We start from the raw sequence: 24025 nt of genomic DNA, 5'->3' as shown, positions 1-24025 counted from the left end.
CAAGCCGAATCATTACGCGATAGCGTGAACCCACACCGTTGGTGGGGGGCCTGATCCGAAGGAAGCATGAACGTCGTCCTGCGAAGTTCTCCTTTGTTGCGTGCTCTGGCTGTGAGTCTGCTCGTCGTGGCGATGGCGGCTGCGCCCGCCGTCGGCGTCGCCGCCGCGGCACCGGGTGACCCACCGCCGCCCCTGTCGCTGGACTCGCTCGGATCGTCGTCGGCGATCACCTTTCCCGGTCAGCAGGGACAGGTCAGCCTGTCGATCCCGGTCCCGCAGAACCTCACCCCCGATGTCCTGCGCGGCGTGACGTCGGTGCCGCCGTTCGTCACCGGTGGTGAGGTCGACGTCTATCAGGGGGAGCGGCTGATCTCCCGGACCCCGGTCGATCCGGCCCCGAACTCGCCGATCACGCTGCCCCTGCGCGGCCTGACCACCGACGGCAATGCCGCCGACATCACGCTGCGGTCGTATCTGACGGTGGACGGACTGTGCCGGTTCGATCCCGACAACGCTTTCCGGCTGACCGGCACCACGGTGACCTTCACCGGACGTGAGGCGATCCCGACCACCGTGGCACAGTTCCTGCCGCCGATCCTGCGCAACCTGTCGATCATCATCCCCGACGATGTGCAGCAGGCCGAAGGCGCCGCCGCGGTGAACCTCGCCGCCGCCGTCACCTCGCACTACCGCACCGCGCAACTCGGCATCACCACCGTCGCGCGGCCGCGTTCGGACCTGACGCCGACCACCGCGCCCGGACCGCTGGAACGGCAGATCGTCGTCGACTCGTCGGCCCCGACGGGCCTGACCCTGCGGGACGGCCCGGAGGGATCGAAGTACCTGGTCATCGGTGGTTCCGGCGATGACCTGGTGACGCAGAGTGAGTTCCTGACGACCGACCTCGACGCGATCGCGCTGAGCTCGTCGGCGGTCGCCGGACCGCTCTACGACGCTCCGCAACTCACGCCGGACGTCCAGACGCTCGCCGACCTGGGGGTCAGTGACCAGAGCGTGACGTCGTCGGCGTGGCCGAGCCTCACCTTCGGTGTCGACCAGACGCGCCTGGGTCGCCCGTCGACGAACATCCGGGTGCAGTTGACGGGTACCTACGCCCCGGCCGGTGGCGACAGCGCGGTGATCTCGGTGCGGATCGGTGACCGCGTGATCGCGACGCTGCCGACCGATTCGTCGGGGACCTACAACAGCTGGGTCGACATCCCGAACGAGCTCGCCGCGCGCTACACCGAGGTCACCGTGACCCTGGAACGCAACGGCCTCCTCGAGGGCTGCGGCAACGGCACCCGCGCGAACCTCACGTTGAGTTCGACCGGGCAGATCACCTCCGACGTGGCCGATCCGCCGCAGCCGTCGGGTCTCGGATCGGTACCGCAATCGCTGATGCCGTGGACGCAGATGGCCTGGACGACCGGTGATGCCGCCGACGTCGCGCGCGGAGTGGAGATCGCTGCCGGGCTGCAGCGTATCTCGGTGGTCCCGTTGGGGATTCGTGTGGTGTCGATGTCGGAGGCCTCGTCCTCGCAGCTGCCGGCCATCCTGATCAGCGCCGAGGGCAAGGACATACCGGACATCGACCTTCCGGTCAGCGCCGACGGCGGTGAGGTCACGGTGCGGTCGTCGTCGGGTTCCACCTCCTCGGTGACGCTGGATCCGGCGCTGCGCTACGGCGTGCTGCAGGCGACGCGGTCGGGTGATCGGACGGTGTTGTTGGCCAGTTCCACCGGCGATGCGCGAGACCTCGACGAACTGCTCGACTGGTTGGACGATGAGAACCGGTGGACGTCGGTCTCCGAGGACGCGATCGTCAAGGTCCGTGATCGGCAGCCGCTCTACATCGATGCGGAGAAGGCCGCCCCGGCCCCGCCGAAGGAAACCGCGAGCATCCAGGAGACCCTCGGCCTGGTTCTCGCCGTGGCCGCCGGTGCGGGGATTCTGGCCGGAGCGGTGATCCTCGTGGAGATCGCGCGGCGCCGACGTGGAACGCGGCGGGATTCGGAGTCCGGTTCGTCGGAAGATGCTGTGTCCGAACCAGATACGGTGGACGGCGGTGCGCCGGGTAGCGCTGGACCGGACACCGACGCGCCGGACACCGACGCACCGGGCACCGCTGCACCGGATCCGGGCACGCCCGACACCGATCGGTGATCGCCGCGTCATGACGGCGATCGCACCGCCCACCGAGGCGTCGCAGGGCAGCACACCGGTCGCGTGGCTGCGCACCAACCCGGGGGTGCTCACGCTGCGGTGGGTGGCGCTCGTGGCGCTGACGTCGATCGCGTTCTGGCGCACCATCGTCGCGGTCGTGGACGAGATGCGGTCGCTGACCATCATCATCTGTGTGCCGGTGCTGATCGTGCTGGCGATCATCGCGGCGATCGGCAAATCCTGGCGCCGGGCTCCGGAGCCGCCGATCTATGACCGGCAGACCGACGTGATCGTCGGGTTGGTCATCATGCTGATCGCGGTGGCGGTACAGGTCATGGTCAACCCGCGGTACGGGCAGGCCTACCTCACCACCCACATGGATCTGCTGGCGTTGTGGCTCTTCTTCCTCGCGGCGTCGATCGTGATGTTCGGGTTGCGGCCGGTCTCCCGGTACCGCTGGGTGTGGTTGCTGGCGTTGCTGATCTGGCCGGTCCCGGTGCGGGTGGTGATCCTGACCTTCGGTGGCGGACCGGTGGTCGCCGGTGCGGTGATGGTGGTGCTGGCCGCGGTGGCCACTCTGATCACTGTCGGAAGGTCCGGGCGCCGCGGCGCGATCGGTGCAGGTGTGGCGCTGATCGTGGGAATGATCCTGCTGTTCATCGGTGATGCGCTGTTGCCCGGGACCCGTCGCGCGTGGCTGGTGGTGATCCCCGCGATCGGCTCCACCCTGGTCGCCTCGATCACCATGTACGTCGACTACCGGGTGCGGCACCGCCTCGGATGGACCCCACTGGGGCGCGGGGTGCATCCGCCGACGCTCGCCCGCGTCGGCCGCCCGGCGTTCGTACTGATCGCGGTGTCGGTGCTGCTCGCCTTCGTCCCGGTCCCGGTCAAGGTGGGCGTCTGGCCCAGCCAGACCATCCCGGGGATGCCGCTCGGGCAACCACTGGCCATACCGGCGGACTGGCGTCAGGAGAGCGTGCAGCGCTACCCGTGGGTCACCAAGCTCTACGGCAGTGCCTCGGTGATGTACCGGCAGCTGGTGATTCAGGCGCAGGGCAGCCCCGAGTTCGACAAACAGTCGCGACCGCGTCGCGTCGCCGTCGACAGCGTCGACACCGCACGTCCCCTGTCCATGCAGGTCTACCCGTACATCTTCCGTTATGACCTCGTCGGTGAACGGGCCAGCAAATCCCAGGAGATCCCGATGCCGCACGGGGTGCGCGCCTGGATGTGGTCCATCGTCGATGACGCCCGCTACCTCAGCTACACGGTGGTCTCCTGGTGGTGGAACAACGGCTCCAAGGCCCAGCAGGTGATCCTGTGGGCGGTCGACAACCACGAGGACGACGCAAACTTCGTCCAACCGCAGTTCACCATCGGCCAGAACCTGAACACGATGTTCACGGTGCTGTTCCGCGGCAACGCCTCCATCGAGGACTCCACGCCCACCTTCAAGGATCGCGACCTGCTGCAGTCGCTGGCCTGGGGCATCGTCGACGTGCAGGTGGACCTCGCACGGCAGGAGACGGGGACATGAGTGCCGGTGCGCAGCGGCGCGTGGTGACGCAGACGCCGGTGCCGGATCCCCGTGCGCGGTGCACCCGGCCGCAACGGGAAGTGCGTGACCTGCTGGTCGACGAGGCGTATCGGGCCGACGCGCTGCACGACGCCGTCGAACGACTCCGTGACGCCGATCCAACGATGTCGGCGTCGGTGGCGTTCAGCCGGCCGCAGAAGTGGGGCGGAATCGCGGCGCTCGTGCTGATCGCGATCCTGACCATCCTGTTTCCGGTGCCGACGCTGGCCACGGTGGTCGGTGCGGCGACCGTCGTCTATGTGGTCGCCCTGATCGACCGGCTGATCATCTTCCGGCGGGGACTGGTCAACGGCGCCATCCGGGTCACCGACGAGCAGGCCCGCGCGATCGCCGACGACGACCTGCCCGCCTACACCGTCCTGGTACCCGCATACGGTGAGCCGGAGGTGGTCGGCGACCTCATCGAGGCCGTCGAGGCCATCGAGTATCCCCGCGACAAACTGCAGGTGCTGCTGCTGCTCGAGGAGGACGACGAACCGACCATCGTGGCCGCGCGGGCCATGGAGGACGAACGCGGCGTGGTCACCGTGGTGCTGACGCCGCCGGCGCAGCCGCGCACCAAACCGAAGGCCTGCAACTACGGCATGCACTTCGCCACCGGCGACATCGTCACCATCTTCGACGCCGAGGACAAACCGGATCCCCTCCAATTACGCAGGGCGGTCTGGGTTTTCCAGAACATCGACGACGACTCGGTGGTGTGCGTACAGGGGAAGCTGAGTTTCCACAACGCCACCGACAACATCCTGACCCGCTGGTTCACCGCCGACTACGGCATCTGGTTCGGGTTCCTGCTGCCCGGCATGATGGTCAGCCGGGCCCCGATCCCGTTGGGCGGCACGTCGAATCACTTCAAACGCGACGAACTCGACACCATCGGCGCGTGGGATCCGTTCAACGTCACCGAGGACGCCGACCTCGGGGTGCGGATCTCCGACAGTGGTTTTCGCACCGCGGTGCTGGATTCGGTGACCTTGGAGGAGGCCAATGTCGATGCGATCAACTGGGTTCGGCAGCGGTCGCGGTGGTACAAGGGCTACATGCAGACCTGGCTGGTGCACATGCGCCGGCCGAGGCAGTTGTGGCGCATCCTCGGGCCGATCGCCTGGCTGCGGTTCACCCTGCTGATCGCCGGGACGCCGCTGATCGCATGTATGAACATGGTGTTCTGGCTCATCCTGGTGATGTGGATCGCCGGGCAGCCACCGGTCATCGGTGAACTGTTCTGGGGGCCGATCTATTACCTGTCGCTGATCTCGTTGATCTTCGGCAACGGTGCCGCCCTGTACATGAATCTGATGGCCATCCGCGAGGAGGGTCGCAGCGAGTTGCTGCTCTCCGCTCTTCTGGTGCCGGCGTACTGGTTCTTGATGAGTGTGGCCGCGATCAAAGGGATGTGGCAGATCCTGTTCAATCCGTCGTACTGGGAGAAGACCTTTCACGGATTGTCGACGGCTACCCCGAAATCGGGTGCCGAGCCGGCGGACGACGGGGAGGGGGCACCATGACCCGCAATCGGGTGATCGCGCTCTTCGTCGTCATGTTCGCGATCTACCTCGGTGTCGGTCTCTACCTGGCCGTCGGCGTGCACTTCTACTTCGGTGATGCACTCTCCCGGGTGCAGTCGGCGCAGAGCGTGTTGTTCAGTCGCTCACCGCATCTGGCCGCAATCGGCTTCATCTTCACCCCGATGACCGCGATCGTGCAACTGCCGCTCACCGCGCTCACGCCGTGGATACCGCAGATGACCACCGATGCGGTGTCGGCGGTGGTGATGTCGGCGGCGTTCATGGCCGGGTCGGTGGTTCAGGTGTCCGGCATCGCCCGCGACCGCGGTCTCGACCGGGTGGTGGCCACCCTGATCACGGTCTGCTATGCGCTCAACCCGATGATCGTGCTGTACGGCGCCAACGGGATGAGTGAGGCCCCGTACCTGTTCTTCCTCGCCTGGGCGGCGCGCCGGCTGATGCGGTGGGTCGACACCGACGACGTCCACGAACTCGCCGTCGCCGGAATCGCTTTGGCCTTCGGCTATCTCACCCGCTACGACGGTGGTGCGGCGTCACTGGCCGCGGCGCTCGTCGTCGCATGGGTGACCTATCGGCGTACCGACACCGGCAAACGGATCAGCCGGGTGATGCTCGACGTGGTGCTGGTGGTGTCGCCGTCGGCGCTGGCCTTCCTCGGCTGGGCCTTCGCCAGCTGGCTGATCACCGGAAACGCGTTCGCGCAGTTCACCTCCGAATACGGCAATGCGGCGATCATCGAGCAGTCCGGCGGTAGCGGATCGTCGACGGTCAGCGAGGCCCTGTGGTTCTCGACGGTGGAACTGGCGATCCTGGCACCGCTGTTGCCGTTGCTGGGGGCGTTGGTCATCGGCATCCGGGTGGCGCGGCGGCGCATCCAGCCGTTGTTGCCGCCGCTGCTGATGATCGGCGCGGTGCTGTTCTTCCAGGTCTACAGTTACGCACGGGGATCCACCTTCGGGTTCCTGCGGTTCTACATGACGGTGATCGTGCTCGGCGCCATCGTCGCCCTGATCTCGGTACCCGCCCGCCGGCATCCGCCGTTCCGTCGGGAGGGACTGCATGCCGCCCTACCGCCGGTACGTCGGCGGGGTTCGCGGCGCGGCGTGTACGTCTTCGCCTCGGTGTTCGCGATCATCGTGATGACCGTCGCGCTGCCGACCACCGCATACGGGATGACGTCGCCGAAGTTCGCGCCGCAGGAGTTCGCGATCGGGTCGATCGTCTGGCCGCGCCCGGACTCGGTCTCGCAGCGCCACCTCGACGAACAGGAGGTGGTGCGGACCTTCTCCACCGAACGCACGCTCGCCGAATACCTTGACTCCCTGAATCTTCCGGACGGCGCCGTACTGACCGACACCGTCTACGGCTTCGCAGTGGTGGTGCAGTCGCGGCGGCCCAAACAGTTCGTGATCCCCTCCGACGGCGATTTCGCCCTGGTCCTCAACGATCCGGCGGGCCACGGTGTTCAGTACCTGCTCGCGGTGCCCGACACCGGCCGGGGAGCCTCAGACGCCCTCAATCAGCGTTATCCGACGCTCTACGAGAATGGCGCACAGATCTCGGTGCGCGTCCTCGAGGCGCGCAATCAGGGTGCGAACTCCCCGGATTGGCGGGTGTATCGGGTCACGGGGTAGGTGGGGTCAGTTGGTCGAGGTCGAGACCACGCAACGCGATGCCGGAAACCGGTTGCAGCGCAGCATCACTCATCACCGACCAGGACGCCACCGCTCATTCGCCGGTCGAGCCTCTCATCCCGTCGGTCGAGCCGCCTCGTGCGAGCTTGCGAGCTCGTGGCGTGTCGAGACCTCGCAACATGGGGCTGGACACCGATCAGAGCGCACGTTGCGGAGGCCTCGACACGCCGCTCGCCCTTGGGGGCTCGCGACGGCTCGACCAGCGGGAAGGCCGAGAAGCGAGGAGGAACTGGGCCTTACGTTGAGCTCCGTCGAAACGACGAGCCTCGAGACCACGCAAGCCGATGCTGGAATCCGATTGCAGCGCAGCACCACCCGACGGTAGTGACCTACCGTGGATAGGTGGTGATGGTCTCCCCGGTGACGGGGTCGCGCCAGATGACAGCCCGATCCGACAGCATGGTGGGGATCAACAACCCCATGTGCTTTCTTTGGTGGTCCGGGGTGCACAGCGGCATGAGGTTGAATTCCACGGTCCAGCCACCGGTGATCGGATCCTGGTGCACGAATTTGACCAGGTGATCGATCTGGCATTCACTGGCCGGTCGCCCGCAGTGCGGGTACCGGCAGGTGCCATCCAACTCGATGATCTTCTCCCGCAACCACGCCGGTATCCGATACGTGAGAGCACCCGATGGTGGGAGGAAATGTCCGCCGTGCCCGGTCGGGTCGATCGGTGTCGCGGGGAACGGATCGTCGAGACGACGCCACGCCGCCGGTATCCGATCGAGTGAGGTGGTGGTGTTGATGCTGGGGATGTCCAGGGTGGGAAACTCGGTGACGGTGACGAGCTGTCCCGAGCTGATCAACGAACGGGCGTGGGCGTCGTCCACCACGCCGAAGTACTCCAGCCGGGCTTCCCGCTGTCCGGACGGGTCGGTGATCAACGACAGCGACAACTGCGAATCGCTGTCGGTGTCGGTGTCGGGTTGCGCTTCGACGGCATCCGTTGCCGCACAGTCAGCGTCGTCGGTGATCGTCTCGGGATCGTCGGTCACGTCGGCGTCCGCATCGACATCGTCGGACGGATCAGTTGCGACGCCGTCGACATCGATGTCGAGGTCGGTCAGGCCACTGGGCTGTTCCGGCAACGGGATCGCCCGGGAGCAGTCGGCCCGCCCGCACTCGCACGAAAGCTGCGCGCCGGGCAGGCCTTGGATTTCGGCGAATGCCGCGACCTGCACCTGCCCCTGACGACGCGGATCACGTGGGCAGATCCGCTCACTGATCATCTTCGCGATCCGCGCCGCCAGATGCGCGCCCATTTCTCCGGGGGCATAGACGGAGATGCTGCAGTGCCCGTTGGTGTCCCGGCGGACCCGCACGTTCTGATCCCGTGCGGCGGCTTCCTCACGTCGGTCGGCGGCACCGTCGGGATCCAGCGCGATCACCATCTCGACGACCTGATCCCGCAGGGTCGTATCCGCCTGATTGCGTTCGGCCAGTTGCAGTGCACGGGTTTCGGCGAAGGCACGGACGTCATCGTCGGACAGGACGACGATCTCGTCGGCGATGATGCGGATACGTTCCAACGAGTGGTCACCGTCGAGGAACGCGGCGGTGACCGTCGGGAGCGTGGACAGCAGGAAGCTCAGCGTCATCCACGCCGTCGCTTGCGGCACCGACACACCCAGCGCGGTCGATACCTTGCCGGTGACGGCTTTGTCGACGGCGCCGGTGGTGTGCACGTTGGTCCGATGACCCGAGAGCAGCATCTCGTCGTACACGGTGTGCCCGATCCGCACCGCGGACAACACCTTCCGGGCGATCACCTGTCGTTCCTGGCGTTGCAGGGAGCGGGCGAGTGCGGTGGCCGCCTCGACGGGAAGGTGATCGATCATGGCCGCGTCGGCGGCGGTCATCGACAGTTCCGGCGCCTTGCTGCTGCCAATCATGTTGGTGGCCATGATGTTCACCTCCTCTGATCGGTCGGATCAACTGAACTGAGTCAAGTGTAGCGACGACTACCGACAACTTTTCTCGGCGCGGAATCGGTTGGCGGTAGCCCGGTTTCGATGTCCAGTTGCGGGGGTGGCCTCGACCTCGACAAGCTCGGCCCGGCGGATACACCGACTCGCAAGCTCGTCGGCACTCGGCCAGCGGGGATCAAGCGCGCTCGACCAGCAGGGCTGAACCGGTTGCTTACGTGATACTTTCACCTTGCGAGGGTGGTCTCCCTACGCGACGAGCTCGCTTCGCTCGCGCGGCGCACTCGACCAGCGGGGGTTACCGAACCGGTTGATTGCGTGATGCTTTCACCTTGCGAGGGTGGTCTCGATACGCGACGAGCTCGCTTCGCTCGCGCGGCGCACTCGACCAGCGGGGGTTGCGGAACCGCCTGTTTGCGTAAGGCTTTCACCTTGCGAGGGTGGTCTCGACCTCGACAAGCGGCCCGGGGGATACGCGTCTCAGCGGTTGAGGTCGGACACCACCTGCCAGAGCGGGTCGTCGAAGCCGATGTCGTAGGTGCATTCGGTTGGTCGTGGGTCGGGCACGAACGCCCAGAACAGGATTGCTGCGACCCCGGACCGTCGTTCGGCGAGTGTCTGCTCACGCAGAGTGTCATAGCGCTCCTGCAACGTCCGACAGGATCCGGCCTTCATGCCGAGTTCGTTGACCACCAGGGGTTTTCCGAGCTGCCGTGACTGAGACAAGCGGGTGGGGAGGTCGCTTTCGGCGGGTGGGGTGCCGTCGTCGTACCGGTAATCGTGGTAGTCGAGGATGTCGACGTAGGGTGAAGCGCCGACCGTCAAGATGTCGGTACCGGCGAGCGAACACTGGTCGCCACCGGTGGTGCCGGAGAAGATCGGATGGCGATCGTCGATCTCACGTAACTGTGCACCCGCGGAGTCGAAGAAGTCCCGCAGCACCTGCGCGGCACCCGGAGCGCACAGGCGTTGCTGCCACGCGCATCCGCCGGCACCGCAGGAACTGGCCTCGGGCTCACCGACGAGCTCCCATCCGGCCAGCGAGGTCCGCCCGGCCCAGCGTTTCACCGCGATCGACAGCCACTGGGCAAAGGTGAGTCCACCGACGTGCGGCGTCGTCCGCCACCCGTCGACATACCACTGGCGGTCCTTGAACTGGTTGTCTTCGCAGTCGCCGGAGGACCCGGTGAGCACCGGCAAGACCATCTGGTGATGACGCTCCGCGGCGGCGAACACCGCGTCGAGTGGCGCGAAGTCCAGGCCACCGGTCGTCACGCTCACCGCGAAGGCGGCATAGAGGTTGAACCTCGTGAGGCTGCGCGCGGGCAACGCCGAGAAGTACCTGTCGAGATCGACCTCGGCACCGCACCCGCGGTTGACCGACCAATCGGTACCCAGTTGATAGGCGTTGAATCCGACCGGCTGCCACGGGCTTCCGTCGAGCAGCAGCGAGTTCGCGGTGGTGTCGACGCGGCCACCGAAGTCGTGGGTGACCGTCGCCGACGTGGAACTGTGCGTAGCGCAGCCGGTGAGCAGAAGCAGCACCGCGATCAGTGCGACGGGCAGCATCGTCGGCGATGTGCACCACCGCCGCGAAGACCCCACACCGCGGAGCGTACTCCGACCGCTAGTCTCGCGAGGGTGACTCATCGACGGCTCCCGGTGGCCGGCCGCGGCCGGATCGTGCTCGGCGCGGTGGCGTGCGCACTGATCGTCGGGAGCGCGACGGGTTGCGGCGAATCGTCGACGACCTCGACCTCGACCCTGACCGACTCGGCCGCTGCCCCGTCGTCGACGACGTCGGATGCACCGAGCCCGAGCGTGCCGGTGCCGACGGCGAGCGCCCCGGGCTCGTATGCGCCGCCCACCCCGGACATCGACCCGGTCAACCGCCCGCCCTACGTCGACCACGTCGAATGGGTCTCGACAGCGGTCGGTCCGAGCCTGCAGATCCATCCGACCGCCAGCGGACGCAAGACGTACTCCGACGACGGCGCCGACGTCGCCTGGGCTGAGGTCCTGGAGCTGGCCCCCGACGCCGACACCCCGGGCATGCGGGCGCAGTTCGACTGTCACTGGACCTACGCCCGTCTGGTGGCACCGGACAAGCCGAGTTGGAACATCGAGCCGCAACGGCCTGTCGTCGATGAGCAGCAGATGGTGGCCACGCGCTGCAATCCGGGCGGCCCGGAGGAGTAGGGCTGCCGCGGATGGTTCGGCCATGTGCCGGGTCCTGATTCAGCCCCGCTCGGCTACCCGTCACCCGCCGGTCGAAACGCCATACTCGTCGGGCGTCGAACGTAATTGCCCGCAGCCCAAGCAATGTCGCCGACCTCGTACTCCGGGAACCGGGCCAGGATGGCCGTGAGGGTCTCCCGCGCCGCCATCCGGGCCGCCGCCGCACCCAGGCAATGGTGATCGCCACGGCCGAAGGTGAGGATCGCCCGTGGACGCCGTGCGATGTCGAGTTCGTCGGCATCGGGGCCGAAGGCGGCCGGATCCCGGTTGGCCGCGGCATAACACAGCAACACCTTGCGTCCGGCCGGGATCTCGACCGGACCCTCGGGAGTGTCGGGGTAGTGCACGGTGCGGGTGGACTGACGGCACAGTCCCTGCACCGGGGAGGTCAGCCGCAGGAGTTCGGAGACCGCGTCGGGGATGAGGTCGGGATCGTCGGCCAGGCGGGCCCGCTGATCGGGGTGGCGCGCCAGCAGATCGAGGGAACCGCCGAGCAGTCCCGTCGTGGTGTCGTTGCCGCCGGCGATCATCGTGAACACGAACGCCAGGATCGACACCAGCCCCGCGTCGTCGTCGGCCCGGCCCGCGGCGACGAGCGCGGAGACCGTGTCCTCGCCCACGGGGGTCCCGCTGTCCATCGCGTGCCGCCGCTCGGCGATCAGGTCGGCGAAGTACCCGAGGAGTTCGCCGGTTGCCGCGCCCGCGTCGGCGCCCGCCGAACCGGGATCGCCGACGGCGCCGACGATGGCCTCGGTCCAGACGTCGAACCGCTGCCAATCCCGTTCCGGAACGCCCAGATAGTGCGCGACCACCATGCTCGGCAGTGGTTTGAGGAGAAGGTCGACGATGTCGACCTGCCCGTCGGGACCGGTGAGCCGATCGATCCGATCGAGTCGCCGGGCGACGAAATCCCGGACACGAGGGGCGAGGGCCTCCACCTGGCGAGGGGTGAAACCGCGCGCGACCAGCGAACGGAACCGGGTGTGCTCGGGCGGGTCCTGCATCACCAGCGGCGGGTTGTCGGCCATGCCGATGGCCTCGATCTCGTTGTCGGTCACCGTCAACCCGGCCGCCGAGGAGAACGTCGACGGATCGGTGGCCGCGGCGCAGACATCGGCATGACGGGTCAGTACCCAGTAATCCACCGCCGCGCCGGTGCCGTCGTCGGTGACGTGATGCACCGGCGACGTCCGGCGCAGCCGCTCGTACATGGCGAAGGGATCACGCCACGTCGACCCGGACCGCAGCGCAAAGGCGGGTGCTCGCGACAGATCTGCCACCATCCTGCGATGGTGAGACACATCACCACCAGGTGTCAACGCCCGGGCGGCCGACGGGCGCTGCCCCGGTCGACACATCCGCCACGCCTTAAGCTGGTGGGATGACTTCGTCCCGGCCACGGCGTATCGCACTGATCTCGGTGCACACCTCGCCGTTGGCGCAGCCGGGCACCGGCGACGCCGGCGGCATGAACGTCTACGTCTGGCAGACCGCGCGGCGCCTGGCCCGCCGCGGGATCAAGGTCGAGATCTTCACCCGGGCGACGTCGTCGATGGACGCACCCGCGGTGGACGCCGCCGACGGCATCGTCGTCCGTCACGTGGCCGCCGGCCCGTTCGAGGGCCTCGACAAGCGGGACCTGCCCGCGCAGTTGTGCGCCTTCAGCGCCGGGGTCCTGCGCGCCGAGGCCATGCAGCGGCCCGGCTACTACGACGTGATCCACTCGCACTACTGGCTCTCCGGGCAGGTCGGCTGGTTGGCGCGCGAACGCTGGGGCGTGCCTCTGGTGCACACCGCGCACACGCTTGCCGCGGTGAAGAATGCCTCGCTGGCCAAGGGTGATGCGGCCGAACCGCGGCTGCGGGTGATCGGGGAGCAGCAGGTGATGGCCCAGGCCGACCGGCTGATCGCCAACACCGACACCGAGCGCACCGAGTTGATCACCATGTACGGCGCCGACCCGGCGCGCATCGACGTGGTGACCCCCGGCGCCGACCTCGATTGCTACACACCGGGTTCGGCGTCGGCCGCGCGGGCCGAACTCGGCCTCGACCCGGACGCCGCGGTGGTGACCTTCGTCGGCCGCATCCAGCCGCTCAAGGCGCCCGACGTGCTGCTCGCCGCGGCGGCGCCGCTGATCGAACGTTCCCGCGAGGACGGACGCCGGCCGGTCTGCGTGCTCATCGTCGGCGGGCCGTCGGGCAGCGGGCTGGATCGTCCGACCGCGCTGATCGACCTGGCCGCCGAACTCGGCATCGCAGACGACGTGACCTTCCTGCCGCCGCAACCGGCGACCCGCCTGGCGCAGGTGTACCGGGCGTCGGATCTCGTTGCGGTGCCCAGCTATTCGGAGAGTTTCGGCTTGGTGGCCATCGAGGCGCAGGCCTGCGGAACGCCGGTCCTCGCCGCCGACGTCGGCGGTCTCGGGGTGGCCGTCGCCGACGGACGCTCGGGGATGCTCGTCGACGGACATCAGATCGGCGACTGGACGAACGCGCTGGAGAAGATGCTCAGCGACCCCGACCAGCTCACCCGGATGGGGATCGCGGCGCGTGCCCACGCCGAGCAGTTCTCCTGGGAACACACCACCGACGCGCTCGTCGCCGGTTACGGTCGCGCCATGGAATCCTTCGCGCACACCATGTCGCCGTCGACGGTCGCCACGCCACTGGTGAGGGCCACCCGCCGGTGGCGGCGTCGCCGGTCGCGCATGACCATGTGATGCCCGGTCGTCGAGATATCCTCACCGCGGTGATCTCGATCGGCGACCGGTCCGAATCACTGGGTGACGCCAGGAGTTCACCGGACGTCGCCGTGCGGCATCGACGGTGACCGGATCGACGGTGACCAGAGAGGGAGAGGGACGCAAGATGAGCCACACCGATCACATCGACTTGTTGGAGAAAGTGCTCACCGAGCACGGAATCTCGTTCAGCCGCAAGAGTTCCGGCGGAGCGCAATCCGAGCACGTGGTGCTCGAACTGCCCGGTGAACGCAAACTCAAGACCACGGTGCTGCTCACCGCGAGCAATTACGGCGTGCGTCTGGAGGCCTTCGTGTGCCGACGGCCCGACGAGGACCACGAGGGTGTCTACCGGTTTCTACTCAAACGCAACCGGCGGCTCTACGGCGTGGCGTACACGATCGACAACACCGGCGACATCTACCTCATCGGCCGGATCTCCGGTGACGCACTGACCGCCGACGAGATCGACCGCGTCCTCGGGCAGGTCCTCGAGGCCGCCGACGGCGACTTTAACACCCTGCTCGAGATCGGCTTCATCACCTCCATCCGCCGCGAATGGGCCTGGCGGGTGTCGCGCGGCGAGTCGTTGCGCAACCTGCTGGCCTTCGAGCACCTCATCGACAAGGACTCGCTGCCGCAACCCGGTGAACCGCTCGAGGGACGGTATGTGCCCGGCGAGAGTGGTGCGTCCGTCGTCGACGACGCGCAGCGCGAAGCGGATGGTGGCGACGCCGATGGCCGCGACGGGGACGGGTACGAGGGTCACGCCTGAGTTCGGCGTCACGCGGCGTCACGGTGGGGGCGGGCTGGTAGCGCGCGACGGTATCGGACAAACCGGACCGAGGTGCGCATCACACCGTGGCAATGAGTGTTGATACGATTGCTCCGATCGTCCCGCCAACGGAGGTGCCATGAGCTTCGCCAGTCCCTTTCCCGACGTCGAGATCCCCGATGTCAGCCTGTACGACCTCCTCTTCGGCGACATCGCCGAGGAGTACCTCGATAGCACCGCGCTGATCGACCCGAAGACCGGCACCGAGACCAGTTACCGGCAGCTGATCGGCCAGATCAACGCCGCCGCCGGTGCGCTGGCGGCCCGGGGCATCGGCGTGGGCGACGTCGTCGGCATCCTCTCGCCGAACATCCCGGCCTTCGCGACGGTCTTTCACGGCGTGCTGCGCGCGGGTGCCGCCGCCACCACGATCAATGCGCTGTTCACCGCGGACGAGATCGCCAAGCAACTCACCAACTCGCAGGCGAAGATGCTCATCACCATCTCGGCGCTGGCCCCGCACGCCATCGAGGCCGCCAAGCGGGTGGGCTTCGCCGACGAGCAACTGATCATCCTCGACGGTGAGGGCCAGGAGGCAACCGGCCATCCCAACGCCGCGGACCTGCTCGCCCCCAACCTGCCGGCGCCCGACGTCAGCTTCGATCCCGCCACGCACGTCGCGGCGCTGCCCTACAGCTCCGGCACCACCGGCAACCCCAAAGGTGTTGCGCTGAGCCACCGTAACCTCGTCGCCAACGTCGTACAGATCAAGCCGCTGCAGGGCATGACCCCCGACGACGTGGTGATCGCGGTACTGCCGTTCTTCCACATCTACGGCATGACCGTGCTGCTCAACGCGGCGCTCTACAACCGCGGACGACTCGTCGTCATGCCGCGGTTCGACCTCGTCGAATTCCTGGAGAACATCCAGACCTACCAGGTCACCAACGCCTACATCGCGCCCCCGGTGGCGGTGGCACTGGCCAAACACCCCATCGTCGACAACTACGATTTGTCCTCGCTGACGATGATGATGTCGGGTGCCGCACCCCTCGACGACGAACTCGGCAAGGCCGTCGCCAAGCGCCTCGACCTGCACATGCTGCAGGGCTACGGCATGAGCGAACTCTCGCCGGTCAGCCATCTCATCCCGATCGACACCGCCGCGGCCCTCGGCCGCGAGGACCCGCCGCTGTCGTCCACCGGATGGGCCATTCCGAACACCGAGAACAAGATCGTCGATCCCGGTACCGGAGAAGAGATCCCGCTGCCCACCGAGGGGCTCTCGGCACCCGGTGAACTGTGGGTCAAGGGCCCCAACGTGATGCTGGGGTACCTCGACAACGAGCAGGCCACCGCCGACACCATCGACGCCGACGGATTCCTGCACACCGGCGACATGGCGCAGGTCGACCCGACCGGATGCGTCTACATCGTCGACCGCCTCAAGGAGCTGATCAAGTACAAGGGCTATCAGGTGCCGCCGGCCGAACTCGAGGCACTGCTGCTGACCCACCCGAAGATCGCCGACACCGCCGTCATCGGCGTCAATGACGAAGACGGCGAAGAGATCCCGAAGGCCTTCGTCGTCAAGCAGGCCGACGCCGACCTCGACGAGGCGGAGGTCATCGAGTTCGTCGCCGCCAAGGTCGCCCCGCACAAGAAGGTTCGTGCGGTGGAGTTCATCGAGGCGATCCCGAAGTCGGCCTCCGGCAAGATCCTCCGAAAGGACCTGCGCCGCTAGGGTCTTCGTCGATTCTCCTCAGCACGTCGAGTGGGCGCCCATTTCCGTCGAGTGGGCGCCCTTTCGCGTTGAGTGGGCGCTCTCTCGCGTTGAGTGTGCGGCCTCTTGCGTTGAGTGGGCGCTCTTTCGCGTCGAGTGTGCGCTGGTCATTCACCCGGCCGACATCCCGGAGCGTGGTTGGTGCACAATCGCTTTGGTGATCACGCTCAGGTCTGCGGTACTGGCCGCCTCGTTGTTGGCCACGTCGGCACTCACGGTGGGGCTCGGCGTCACCGATCCTGCTGTGCCGCTGTACTATCCGACGCGATTCCTGGTATGGAATCTGTTCTTGGCGTGGATTCCGATGGTGTTCGCCATCGGATTCGCGTCGGTGTCGCGGCGCGGATGGTTGATCCCCCTCGGACTGGGATGGCTTGCGTTCCTTCCGAATGCGCCCTACCTGGTCACCGATCTCGTGCACCTGCGTGAGGGATACGACCTGTGGCGGCACGTGCTGCAATACGGATTCGCGGCGTGGACGGGCATCATGCTCGGCGTCGTGTCGCTGCTGCTGGTGCATCGTCGGCTGGAGGCGGAGTTCGGAGCGGTCGTCGGGTGGATCGCGGCCGTTGCGTCGGTCGGGCTGTGTGCGATCGGCGTCGTCATCGGACGATTCCAGCGGTGGAACTCCTGGGATCTGGTGACCCGTCCCGACGCCGTCATCCACACCACGCTCGGGTGGGTGCGAACGCCGTTCGCGCACGTCGAGTCGACGGGCGTCGGGGTGGCCGTCGCCGCGTTCTTCGGGCTGGCTTATCTGACGATCTGGGCGGTCGCGGGCTGGACGGTCGAGGGACGGGGCCCTGTTCGGCGGTCGCCGGCCCGACGACGGTGACCGCTCGGGCACGGCGCCCACTCGACGGGATACTGAGCCCACTCGACGGGAATCGACGCCCACTCGACGGGAAAGGGCGCCCACTCGACGGGAAAGGGCGCCCACTCGACGGGAAAGGGCGCCTACTCGACGTGGGGAGAGCGTCGGGGCGGTCTATGGGAGACTATCGACATGAGCAACGGCACCCTGATCCTGATGCGGCACGGCGAGAGCGAATGGAATGCGTCCAACCAGTTCACCGGTTGGGTCGACGTGGCGCTCACCGACAAGGGCAAGGCCGAGGCGGTGCGTGCCGGCGAGCTGCTCGTCGAGCACGATGTGCTGCCCGACCTGCTGTACACCTCGCTGCTGCGACGGGCGATCTCCACGGCCCAGATCGCGCTGGATGCTGCCGATCGGCACTGGATCCCGGTGATCCGGGACTGGCGTCTGAACGAACGTCACTACGGGGCGCTGCAGGGACTCAACAAGGCCGACACCCTCGAGAAGTACGGCAACGAGCAGTTCATGCTGTGGCGTCGCAGCTACGACACCCCGCCGCCGCCGATCGATCCCGAGTCGGAGTACAGCCAGACCCACGATCCGCGCTACGCCGACCTGCCCGAGGTGCCGCTCACCGAATGCCTCAAGGACGTCGTCGTGCGTCTGGTGCCGTACTTCGAGGAGACGATCGCCGCGGACCTGAAGGCGGGGAAGACCGTTCTCATTGCCGCGCACGGTAATTCGCTGCGCGCCCTGGTCAAGTATCTGGACGGGATCTCCGACGCCGACATCGCCGGCCTGAACATCCCGACCGGCAATCCGTTGCGCTACGACCTCGACGAGAACCTCAAGCCGCTCAACCCGGGCGGTACCTACCTCGATCCGGAAGCCGCCGCCGCCGGGGCCGCGGCCGTCGCAGCACAGGGGCAGAAGTAGCCACTGGTGTGATCCGTAACACAATCGTCATGGTGTCTGTCGTGTGACGCGCGCTACATTGGGTGCATGGCAGATCCGGGGCACCTGCGCATCGCACACTCACCTGCGCGAGAGCGGTACGAGGCAGTTCTCAGCAATGACGCGGACGGTGACGAGGTCACCGTCGGGTACGTGGACTACGTATCCGAGCCGTATCAGGTCGTATTGACCCACACCGTGATCCCGGACGCATACTCCGGCCGCGGTTATGCCGGCAAGCTGGTGAAGGCCGTTCTCGACGACATCCGGCCAACGGGCAAACAAGTGGTGCCGGTCTGTTCGTATGTTCGGCATTTCATCGAGCGGAATCCCGAATACGCCGACATGGCGGTGCCGGTCCCGCAATAGCCGAATACCAGGCGAATTGGTGAGGCGTATGTGCCGGTTGGGTGGCTCAGGTCACGAAATGGTGGAACAGCACGTGAACGGCAGCCGAATTGTGCCGTCGGGAATGTTCGTGGTGTTTGCGGGACCGTAAGCTGCGACTGTGACCGCTGCATTCATTGCCGGAGTCGTCGCGGCAATCGTGCTCGCGATGATCGTCGGATTCGTGCTCGGTCGCGTCGATTGGTCGACACGTGGTTCTCGAGCCTGGTCGGCGTGGCGCGAGCGTGTCGCTCGTTCCACCAACGATGCCGACCCCACCGACAATGCCCCCGCCGACGATGCCCCCGCTGACGCCGAAACGTCGCGCAGCCTCGTCGCCGAACACGATCCCGGTGATTCCGCGGCCGAGGTTCCCCGCCCGGTACCGGAGTCGGCGGCCCTGCGGGAGTTCGACGTCCCCACCGTCACCGACGACGGCCGGATGACCAAGGCCGGACTGCTCAGCCTGATCGTGCGGCATTCCGAGGTGGCCGTCGCCGTCGTCGATGAGTTCCGCGACGTCGTCCTCTACAACCAGCGGGCCGTCGAACTGGGCATGGTCGCAGAACACCTGCTCGCCGAACCGGTCTGGCAGGCGTCGCTGGTCGCTCTGGAATCCGGGGATGACGAACGATTCGACTTCGTGCCGCCCACCTCGACGCTGGGTTTCCTGTCGACCGGCCGCGCGGCCAAACGGACCGCGGAATCGGTGCGGTGCCTGGCCCGCGTCGGCGCCTATGGCGACGAGCGCTACGTGATGGTCTACGGCACCGACGACACCGAGAACTTGCGGGTGGAGGCCACCCGCCGCGACTTCGTCGCCAACGTGTCCCACGAACTCAAGACCCCGGTGGGGGCGATCGGGCTGCTCGCCGAGGCGATGCTGGAATCGGCCGACGATCCCGAATCGGTGGAGCACTTCGGCCGCCGGGTGGTCGCCGAGGCCCACCGGATGGGCAACATGGTCACCGAACTCATCGCGCTGTCGCGACTCGAGGGCGGCGAAACCCCGGAGTTCACCTGCGTCGACGTCGACGAATTGATCGCCACCGCACTCGATCACGCGGCGATCAGTGCGGAGGCGGCCGGGATCTCGCTGCGTTCCGACGACCCGATCCACGTGACCGTCCGCGGTGACCGCATGCTGCTGCTGACGGCGCTGAGCAATCTGATCGTCAACGCCATCGCCTACTCGCCGGCCAAGACGACCGTCTCGGTCAGTCGCCGGGTGACGACGATGAACGGGGTCTCGATGGTGTCGATCGCGGTCACCGATCGCGGCATCGGCATCGGCCCCGCCGATCAGCAACGGGTCTTCGAGCGGTTCTTCCGCGTCGACAAGGCCCGGTCACGCCTCACCGGCGGCACCGGTCTGGGACTGGCCATCGTCAAACACGTCGCCGCCACCCACGACGGCAACATCAATCTGTGGAGTCAGCCCGGAACCGGCTCGACCTTCACCCTGTCCATCCCCCAGTCCAACCCCCAGTCCAACCCCCGCAGTGACGCCGACGTCCACGACGCCGACGCGGGTGGCGAATCCGTGAGACGACGTGCGGATCAGATCGCATGACCCGTCAGCCCGAACAAGTGAGGAGTAATTGGTGACGCACGTACTGATCGTCGAGGACGAGGAGTCGCTGGCCGACCCGCTGGCATTCCTGCTGCGCAAGGAGGGCTTCGAGGCCAGCGTCGTCAACGACGGTGCGCAGGCGCTGTCCGTGTTCGACCGGATCAGCCCCGACATCGTGCTGCTCGACCTCATGCTTCCCGGCGTGCCCGGCACCGAGGTCTGCAAGGCGTTGCGGGCCCGATCCAGCGTTCCGGTGATCATGGTGACCGCCCGCGACAGCGAGATCGACAAGGTCGTCGGGCTCGAACTCGGCGCCGACGACTATGTGACCAAGCCGTATTCGGCACGGGAACTCATCGCCCGCATCCGGGCGGTGTTGCGCCGCGGCGGGGAGGTCTCCGACGACGATCTGGCCCTGGTGGTGCTGGAGGCCGGCCCGGTGCGGATGGACGTCGAACGGCACACGGTGGCCGTCAACGGTGAGTCGATCACGTTGCCGCTCAAGGAGTTCGACCTCCTCGAGTATCTGCTGCGCAACTCCGGACGGGTGCTCACACGCGGTCAGCTGATCGACCGGGTGTGGGGTGCGGACTACGTCGGCGACACCAAGACCCTCGACGTCCACGTCAAGCGGCTGCGCTCGAAGATCGAACCCGATCCGGCGTCGCCGAAGCATCTGGTGACCGTCCGCGGCCTGGGTTACAAGTTCGAACCCTGATCGGCGTCTGGTCCACGCGGCGGTGCCACGACGACCCGGTCGCCGCCTTCATGTTTGGCCTCGTACATGGCCCGGTCGGCGACGATGACCGCCCCGGGTAGGTCGAGGCGGACGCCGGTGCGTCTGGTGACGCCGATGCTCGCGGTCACCACTCCGCCGGTTCGGTCATTGATGGCCGCGCGGATATGTTCGGCGACAACGGCATCGGGGAATGCCGGATTGCGGGCGATGATCAGGAACTCGTCTCCACCGAACCGTGCGACGAGGTGGTCGGCGGCGGCGATGTGTCGGATCGCGCGGGCGACGTCGCCCAATACCTGATCGCCGGCGAGGTGGCCGGCGGTGTCGTTGATCCGTTTGAAGCTGTCGAGGTCGATCAGCGTCACGCTCCACGTCGTACTCCGCTCGGCGTCACCGGTCGTTGTCCGGCTCAGTGCACGTTCGAGGCCGTTGCGATTGAGGAGGCCGGTCAGTCCGTCGGTCATCGACTCGTCGGCGGTACCGCGCAGCAGTGTGTAGGCGATGTGGATGAACGGCAGCACGATGACGATGGACAGGGTGATGATGCCCTTCGACGCCGCGACCGCCATGTCCTGCGTTCCCTGATCGACTCCGGCCAGAGCCACCGCGGCGGTCGTGATGCCGACGGCGAAGGCCAGGTGCGCGCAGTTGGTCCACGCGTTGTGGAACATCGTGGCGTAGATTCCGGTGAGCGCGAATAGCGGTGTCGCGGCCACCCCGAGGATCATGTCGACGTGAAGGAAGCATGCCGTCGCGATCCCGCGATATCGGCGGCAGCCAATAGGCCAACAGATTCCGCTCGAGTCGGCCACGGGCCCAACATCCAGCGCAGGGTCCAAGCCAGTCCGCCTGCAGCAAGTGCGAACATCACCAATTTCCCGTTGTGTCGCAGGAGGTCAGGCGGTCCGATCGCCGCAAGCAGTGCGCTGACGCCGATGACCAGACCGCCGACCGCGACCACGAAGCGTGCCCACCCGGCGAGGCCCAGCGGAGTGAGGTAGGCGCGTAGCCAGCCATATTCACGTGGCGCCCACCACGTGCGCGCAGCCGCGACGGAGGCGGACCGGAAGGAGGGGGGTGCGGTGTCGCTCATTGTCATCGGCGATTCGGATCCGAAGCTTCGGTCATCAGTTCGTGATGGTGAGGTTTCGTGATCAAGAGGGTTCGATGTCGAGCAATTCGTACTTGATGTCGCTGCTGCGGCGGGTGGTCGCGGCGGTGGTGGCCGGATGCACGGCGACCAGCCCCAGTTCGCCTCGCCGTCGGCAGGCATCGGCGAGGACGCCGTAGGCGGCGGCGCCGATGAGTTCGGTGAGCTCCGGCTCGTACGACTGCCACACCTGGGTGGCGCCGATGTGCGCGTCGGGCGAACCCGAGCAGTACCACTTGAGGTCGTGGCCACCCTCACCCCAACCGCGCCGGTCGTATTCGGTGATGGTGGTCTTGAGGATCTGGGTGCCGTCGGGACGATCCACCCAGTCCTGCACCCGGCGAACCGGAAGTTGCCAGCACACATCGGGTTTGACGGTCAACGGCTCCAGTCCGCGGCGCAGTGCCATGGCGTGCAGGGCGCACCCCGGGCCGCGGTCGAAATCCGGCCGGTTCAGAAAGATGCACGCGCCCTTGTGAAGTCGTGTCTTGAGGGCGGGCTCGTCGTCGATCTCGTCCTCGATCAGATACCCGCGCGGCCCGAGGGGATCCTTGCCGGAGCCCTTTTTGTAGAACTGCCAATCCTTTTCGGTGAGCAGCGACATCCCCTTGGCCAGACGCTTGCGGTCGTCCTTGTCCGACAGGTACGCACCGTGGGTGCAGCACCCGTCGCTCTCCCGGCCGTCGACGATGCCCTGACACGCCGGGGTGCCGAACACGCAGGTCCAGTGCGAACACAGCCAAGTGAGGTCGGCGCTGATGACGTGTTCGGCATTGTCCGGATCGTTGAACTCATACCACTCGCGCGGAAAATCGAGATCGACCTCGGGCGCGGGGGTGATCCGCTGGATGGGAAGGGGCTTGGCCACGAGGACAACGGTAACCGCAGGGTGGCCACGAGTGCAGAATCGCCGCACGCCGATCGGCCACCCGCGCGTAAAACGCAGGCGGCCCACCTCTTATCGTGTAACCGTGCGTTTAGGAGTGCTCGATGTGGGCAGCAACACGGTCCACCTGCTCGTCGTCGATGCCCACCGCGGCGGGCATCCCACCCCGATGAGTTCCACCAAGGCCGTGCTGCGTCTCGCCGAACACATCGACGGCCAGGGCCGCCTCGCCGACGGTGCCGCCGAACGACTCGTCGACTCGATCGAGGAGTTCACCCTCATCGCGAAGAGTTCCGGCTGCCAGCAGATGATGGCGTTCGCCACCTCCGCGGTGCGCGATGCCACCAACTCCGACGCGGTGCTGGCCCGGGTGGCCGCCAAGACCGGCGTCACTGTCGAGGTCCTGTCGGGACGCGACGAGGCCCGCCTGACCTCGCTGGCGGTACGCCGCTGGTACGGCTGGAGCGCCGGCCGGATCCTGGCCCTCGACATCGGTGGCGGCTCGCTGGAGATGTCCAACGGCGTCGACGAGGAACCCGACGTGGCGCTGTCACTGCCGCTCGGCGCGGGCCGCGTGACCCGCGAGTGGCTGCCTGACGACCCGCCGGACCGCCGCCGCATCGGGGTACTGCGGGATTGGCTGGACGCCGAGATGCGGCCCGTCGCCAAGGAACTCCTCGAACCCGGCAAACCCGACCTCGCGGTCGGCACCTCCAAGACTTTCCGCAGCCTCGCTCGACTCACCGGTGCCGCCCCGTCGGGTGCGGGGCCGCGGGTCAAACGCAGCCTGACGGCCAGCGGTCTGCGGCAGCTCATCGCCTTCATCTCCCGGATGACCCGCGACGACCGCGCCGAACTCGAGGGGGTCAGCAGCGATCGTGCAGGTCAGCTCGTCGCCGGCGCTCTTGTTGCCGAGGCCGCTATGCGTGGCCTCGGGGTCGATACACTGGAAATCTGCCCATGGGCGTTGCGCGAGGGGGTCATCCTTCGTCGTCTCGATGCCGAGCCTACGGACGCATCCGATCCGGCTGCTTCCGGCCTCGAGGCCCGCGACGTCCGCTGA

Annotated in this window: 19 protein-coding genes; 14 read left to right on the top strand and 5 right to left on the bottom strand. The window is 67.1% G+C overall.

Features of this window, described 5'->3' with window-relative positions:
* Positions 1-66 precede the first annotated feature (66 nt).
* Genes ABLE92_RS24770 through ABLE92_RS24755 form a run of 4 tightly spaced genes read left to right on the top strand, consistent with a single transcriptional unit; the run spans position 67 to position 6929 of the window.
* Positions 67-2166, top strand: a complete 2100-nt coding sequence (locus ABLE92_RS24770; protein WP_496560848.1) for a hypothetical protein — start codon at positions 67-69, stop codon at positions 2164-2166.
* Positions 2167-2176: 10 nt separating this feature from the next.
* Positions 2177-3706: a hypothetical protein gene (locus tag ABLE92_RS24765; RefSeq protein ID WP_348807464.1), complete on the top strand. Its 1530-nt coding sequence runs from the start codon at positions 2177-2179 to the stop codon at positions 3704-3706.
* Entirely contained in the window at positions 3703-5274 is a 1572-nt protein-coding gene (locus ABLE92_RS24760; RefSeq protein ID WP_348807463.1) for a glycosyltransferase, read from the top strand. Before ABLE92_RS24765 ends, ABLE92_RS24760 begins: the two co-directional genes overlap by 4 nt.
* Positions 5271-6929: an ArnT family glycosyltransferase gene (locus ABLE92_RS24755; protein ID WP_348807462.1), complete on the top strand. Its 1659-nt coding sequence runs from the start codon at positions 5271-5273 to the stop codon at positions 6927-6929. Before ABLE92_RS24760 ends, ABLE92_RS24755 begins: the two co-directional genes overlap by 4 nt.
* 389 nt (positions 6930-7318) lie before the next feature.
* Here the strand turns inward: ABLE92_RS24755 and ABLE92_RS24750 are convergent, their stop codons facing one another.
* Complete coding sequence (locus ABLE92_RS24750) at positions 7319-8896, bottom strand: HNH endonuclease signature motif containing protein (protein ID WP_348807461.1); 1578 nt, start codon at positions 8894-8896, stop codon at positions 7319-7321.
* Between the two features lie 501 nt (positions 8897-9397).
* Positions 9398-10486: a beta-mannosidase gene (locus ABLE92_RS24745; RefSeq protein WP_496560849.1), complete on the bottom strand. Its 1089-nt coding sequence runs from the start codon at positions 10484-10486 to the stop codon at positions 9398-9400.
* Positions 10487-10558: 72 nt separating this feature from the next.
* On the opposite strand from ABLE92_RS24745, the gene ABLE92_RS24740 reads away from it, so the two are divergent.
* Complete coding sequence (locus ABLE92_RS24740) at positions 10559-11116, top strand: DUF2599 domain-containing protein (RefSeq protein WP_348807459.1); 558 nt, start codon at positions 10559-10561, stop codon at positions 11114-11116.
* 53 nt (positions 11117-11169) lie between these two features.
* Here the strand turns inward: ABLE92_RS24740 and ABLE92_RS24735 are convergent, their stop codons facing one another.
* A complete protein-coding gene (locus ABLE92_RS24735; protein WP_348807458.1) occupies positions 11170-12438 on the bottom strand; it encodes a cytochrome P450 in 1269 nt (422 codons plus the stop codon).
* A gap of 98 nt (positions 12439-12536) precedes the next feature.
* Here ABLE92_RS24735 and mshA point away from each other — a divergent pair, with 98 nt between their 5' ends.
* From mshA to ABLE92_RS24695, 8 genes are all read left to right on the top strand, one after another.
* A complete protein-coding gene (mshA, locus tag ABLE92_RS24730) occupies positions 12537-13877 on the top strand; it encodes a D-inositol-3-phosphate glycosyltransferase (protein WP_348807457.1) in 1341 nt (446 codons plus the stop codon).
* Between the two features lie 148 nt (positions 13878-14025).
* Positions 14026-14673 (top strand): type III secretion system chaperone family protein, encoded by a 648-nt coding sequence (locus ABLE92_RS24725; RefSeq protein ID WP_348807456.1) that lies wholly within the window; start codon positions 14026-14028, stop codon positions 14671-14673.
* Between the two features lie 139 nt (positions 14674-14812).
* On the top strand, positions 14813-16417 hold the full coding sequence (locus tag ABLE92_RS24720) for an AMP-binding protein (protein ID WP_348807455.1): 1605 nt from the start codon (positions 14813-14815) through the stop codon (positions 16415-16417).
* A gap of 196 nt (positions 16418-16613) precedes the next feature.
* A complete protein-coding gene (locus ABLE92_RS24715; RefSeq protein ID WP_348807454.1) occupies positions 16614-17291 on the top strand; it encodes a DUF1361 domain-containing protein in 678 nt (225 codons plus the stop codon).
* 171 nt (positions 17292-17462) lie between these two features.
* Positions 17463-18209 (top strand): phosphoglyceromutase, encoded by a 747-nt coding sequence (locus tag ABLE92_RS24710; protein WP_348807453.1) that lies wholly within the window; start codon positions 17463-17465, stop codon positions 18207-18209.
* A gap of 66 nt (positions 18210-18275) precedes the next feature.
* Positions 18276-18596, top strand: coding sequence for a GNAT family N-acetyltransferase (locus tag ABLE92_RS24705; RefSeq protein WP_348807452.1), 321 nt, complete (start codon positions 18276-18278; stop codon positions 18594-18596).
* A 139-nt stretch (positions 18597-18735) separates the two neighbouring features.
* Positions 18736-20187 (top strand): sensor histidine kinase, encoded by a 1452-nt coding sequence (locus tag ABLE92_RS24700; RefSeq protein ID WP_348807451.1) that lies wholly within the window; start codon positions 18736-18738, stop codon positions 20185-20187.
* A 31-nt stretch (positions 20188-20218) separates the two neighbouring features.
* Entirely contained in the window at positions 20219-20905 is a 687-nt protein-coding gene (locus ABLE92_RS24695) for a winged helix-turn-helix domain-containing protein (RefSeq protein ID WP_348807450.1), read from the top strand.
* Here the strand turns inward: ABLE92_RS24695 and ABLE92_RS24690 are convergent.
* Positions 20887-21642, bottom strand: coding sequence for a GGDEF domain-containing protein (locus tag ABLE92_RS24690; protein WP_348807449.1), 756 nt, complete (start codon positions 21640-21642; stop codon positions 20887-20889). The genes ABLE92_RS24695 and ABLE92_RS24690 overlap by 19 nt on opposite strands.
* Before the next feature lie 438 nt (positions 21643-22080).
* On the bottom strand, positions 22081-22917 hold the full coding sequence (locus ABLE92_RS24685; RefSeq protein WP_348807475.1) for a DUF3109 family protein: 837 nt from the start codon (positions 22915-22917) through the stop codon (positions 22081-22083).
* Positions 22918-23047: 130 nt separating this feature from the next.
* Between ABLE92_RS24685 and ABLE92_RS24680 the strand changes: the two genes are divergently transcribed.
* Positions 23048-24025: a Ppx/GppA family phosphatase gene (locus tag ABLE92_RS24680; RefSeq protein ID WP_348807448.1), complete on the top strand. Its 978-nt coding sequence runs from the start codon at positions 23048-23050 to the stop codon at positions 24023-24025.

The sequence above is a fragment of the Gordonia oleivorans genome (genome assembly GCF_040044975.1).
GTDB classification, from domain to species: Bacteria; Actinomycetota; Actinomycetes; order Mycobacteriales; family Mycobacteriaceae; genus Gordonia; species Gordonia oleivorans.
The sequence above is the reverse complement of the archived record's forward strand: the minus strand, read 5'-3'. Positions and strand labels throughout refer to the sequence as shown.

Coding starts and splice junctions, on each gene's coding strand:
- ABLE92_RS24760 (WP_348807463.1), top strand. CDS start 3,703: ATGAGTGCCGGTGCGCAGCGGCGCGTGGTGACGCAGACGCCGGTGCCG.
- ABLE92_RS24755 (WP_348807462.1), top strand. CDS start 5,271: ATGACCCGCAATCGGGTGATCGCGCTCTTCGTCGTCATGTTCGCGATC.
- ABLE92_RS24705 (WP_348807452.1), top strand. CDS start 18,276: ATGGCAGATCCGGGGCACCTGCGCATCGCACACTCACCTGCGCGAGAG.
- ABLE92_RS24735 (WP_348807458.1), bottom strand. CDS start 12,438: ATGGTGGCAGATCTGTCGCGAGCACCCGCCTTTGCGCTGCGGTCCGGG.
- ABLE92_RS24765 (WP_348807464.1), top strand. CDS start 2,177: ATGACGGCGATCGCACCGCCCACCGAGGCGTCGCAGGGCAGCACACCG.
- mshA (WP_348807457.1), top strand. CDS start 12,537: ATGACTTCGTCCCGGCCACGGCGTATCGCACTGATCTCGGTGCACACC.
- ABLE92_RS24745 (WP_496560849.1), bottom strand. CDS start 10,486: ATGCTGCCCGTCGCACTGATCGCGGTGCTGCTTCTGCTCACCGGCTGC.
- ABLE92_RS24720 (WP_348807455.1), top strand. CDS start 14,813: ATGAGCTTCGCCAGTCCCTTTCCCGACGTCGAGATCCCCGATGTCAGC.
- ABLE92_RS24750 (WP_348807461.1), bottom strand. CDS start 8,896: ATGGCCACCAACATGATTGGCAGCAGCAAGGCGCCGGAACTGTCGATG.
- ABLE92_RS24725 (WP_348807456.1), top strand. CDS start 14,026: ATGAGCCACACCGATCACATCGACTTGTTGGAGAAAGTGCTCACCGAG.
- ABLE92_RS24770 (WP_496560848.1), top strand. CDS start 67: ATGAACGTCGTCCTGCGAAGTTCTCCTTTGTTGCGTGCTCTGGCTGTG.
- ABLE92_RS24710 (WP_348807453.1), top strand. CDS start 17,463: ATGAGCAACGGCACCCTGATCCTGATGCGGCACGGCGAGAGCGAATGG.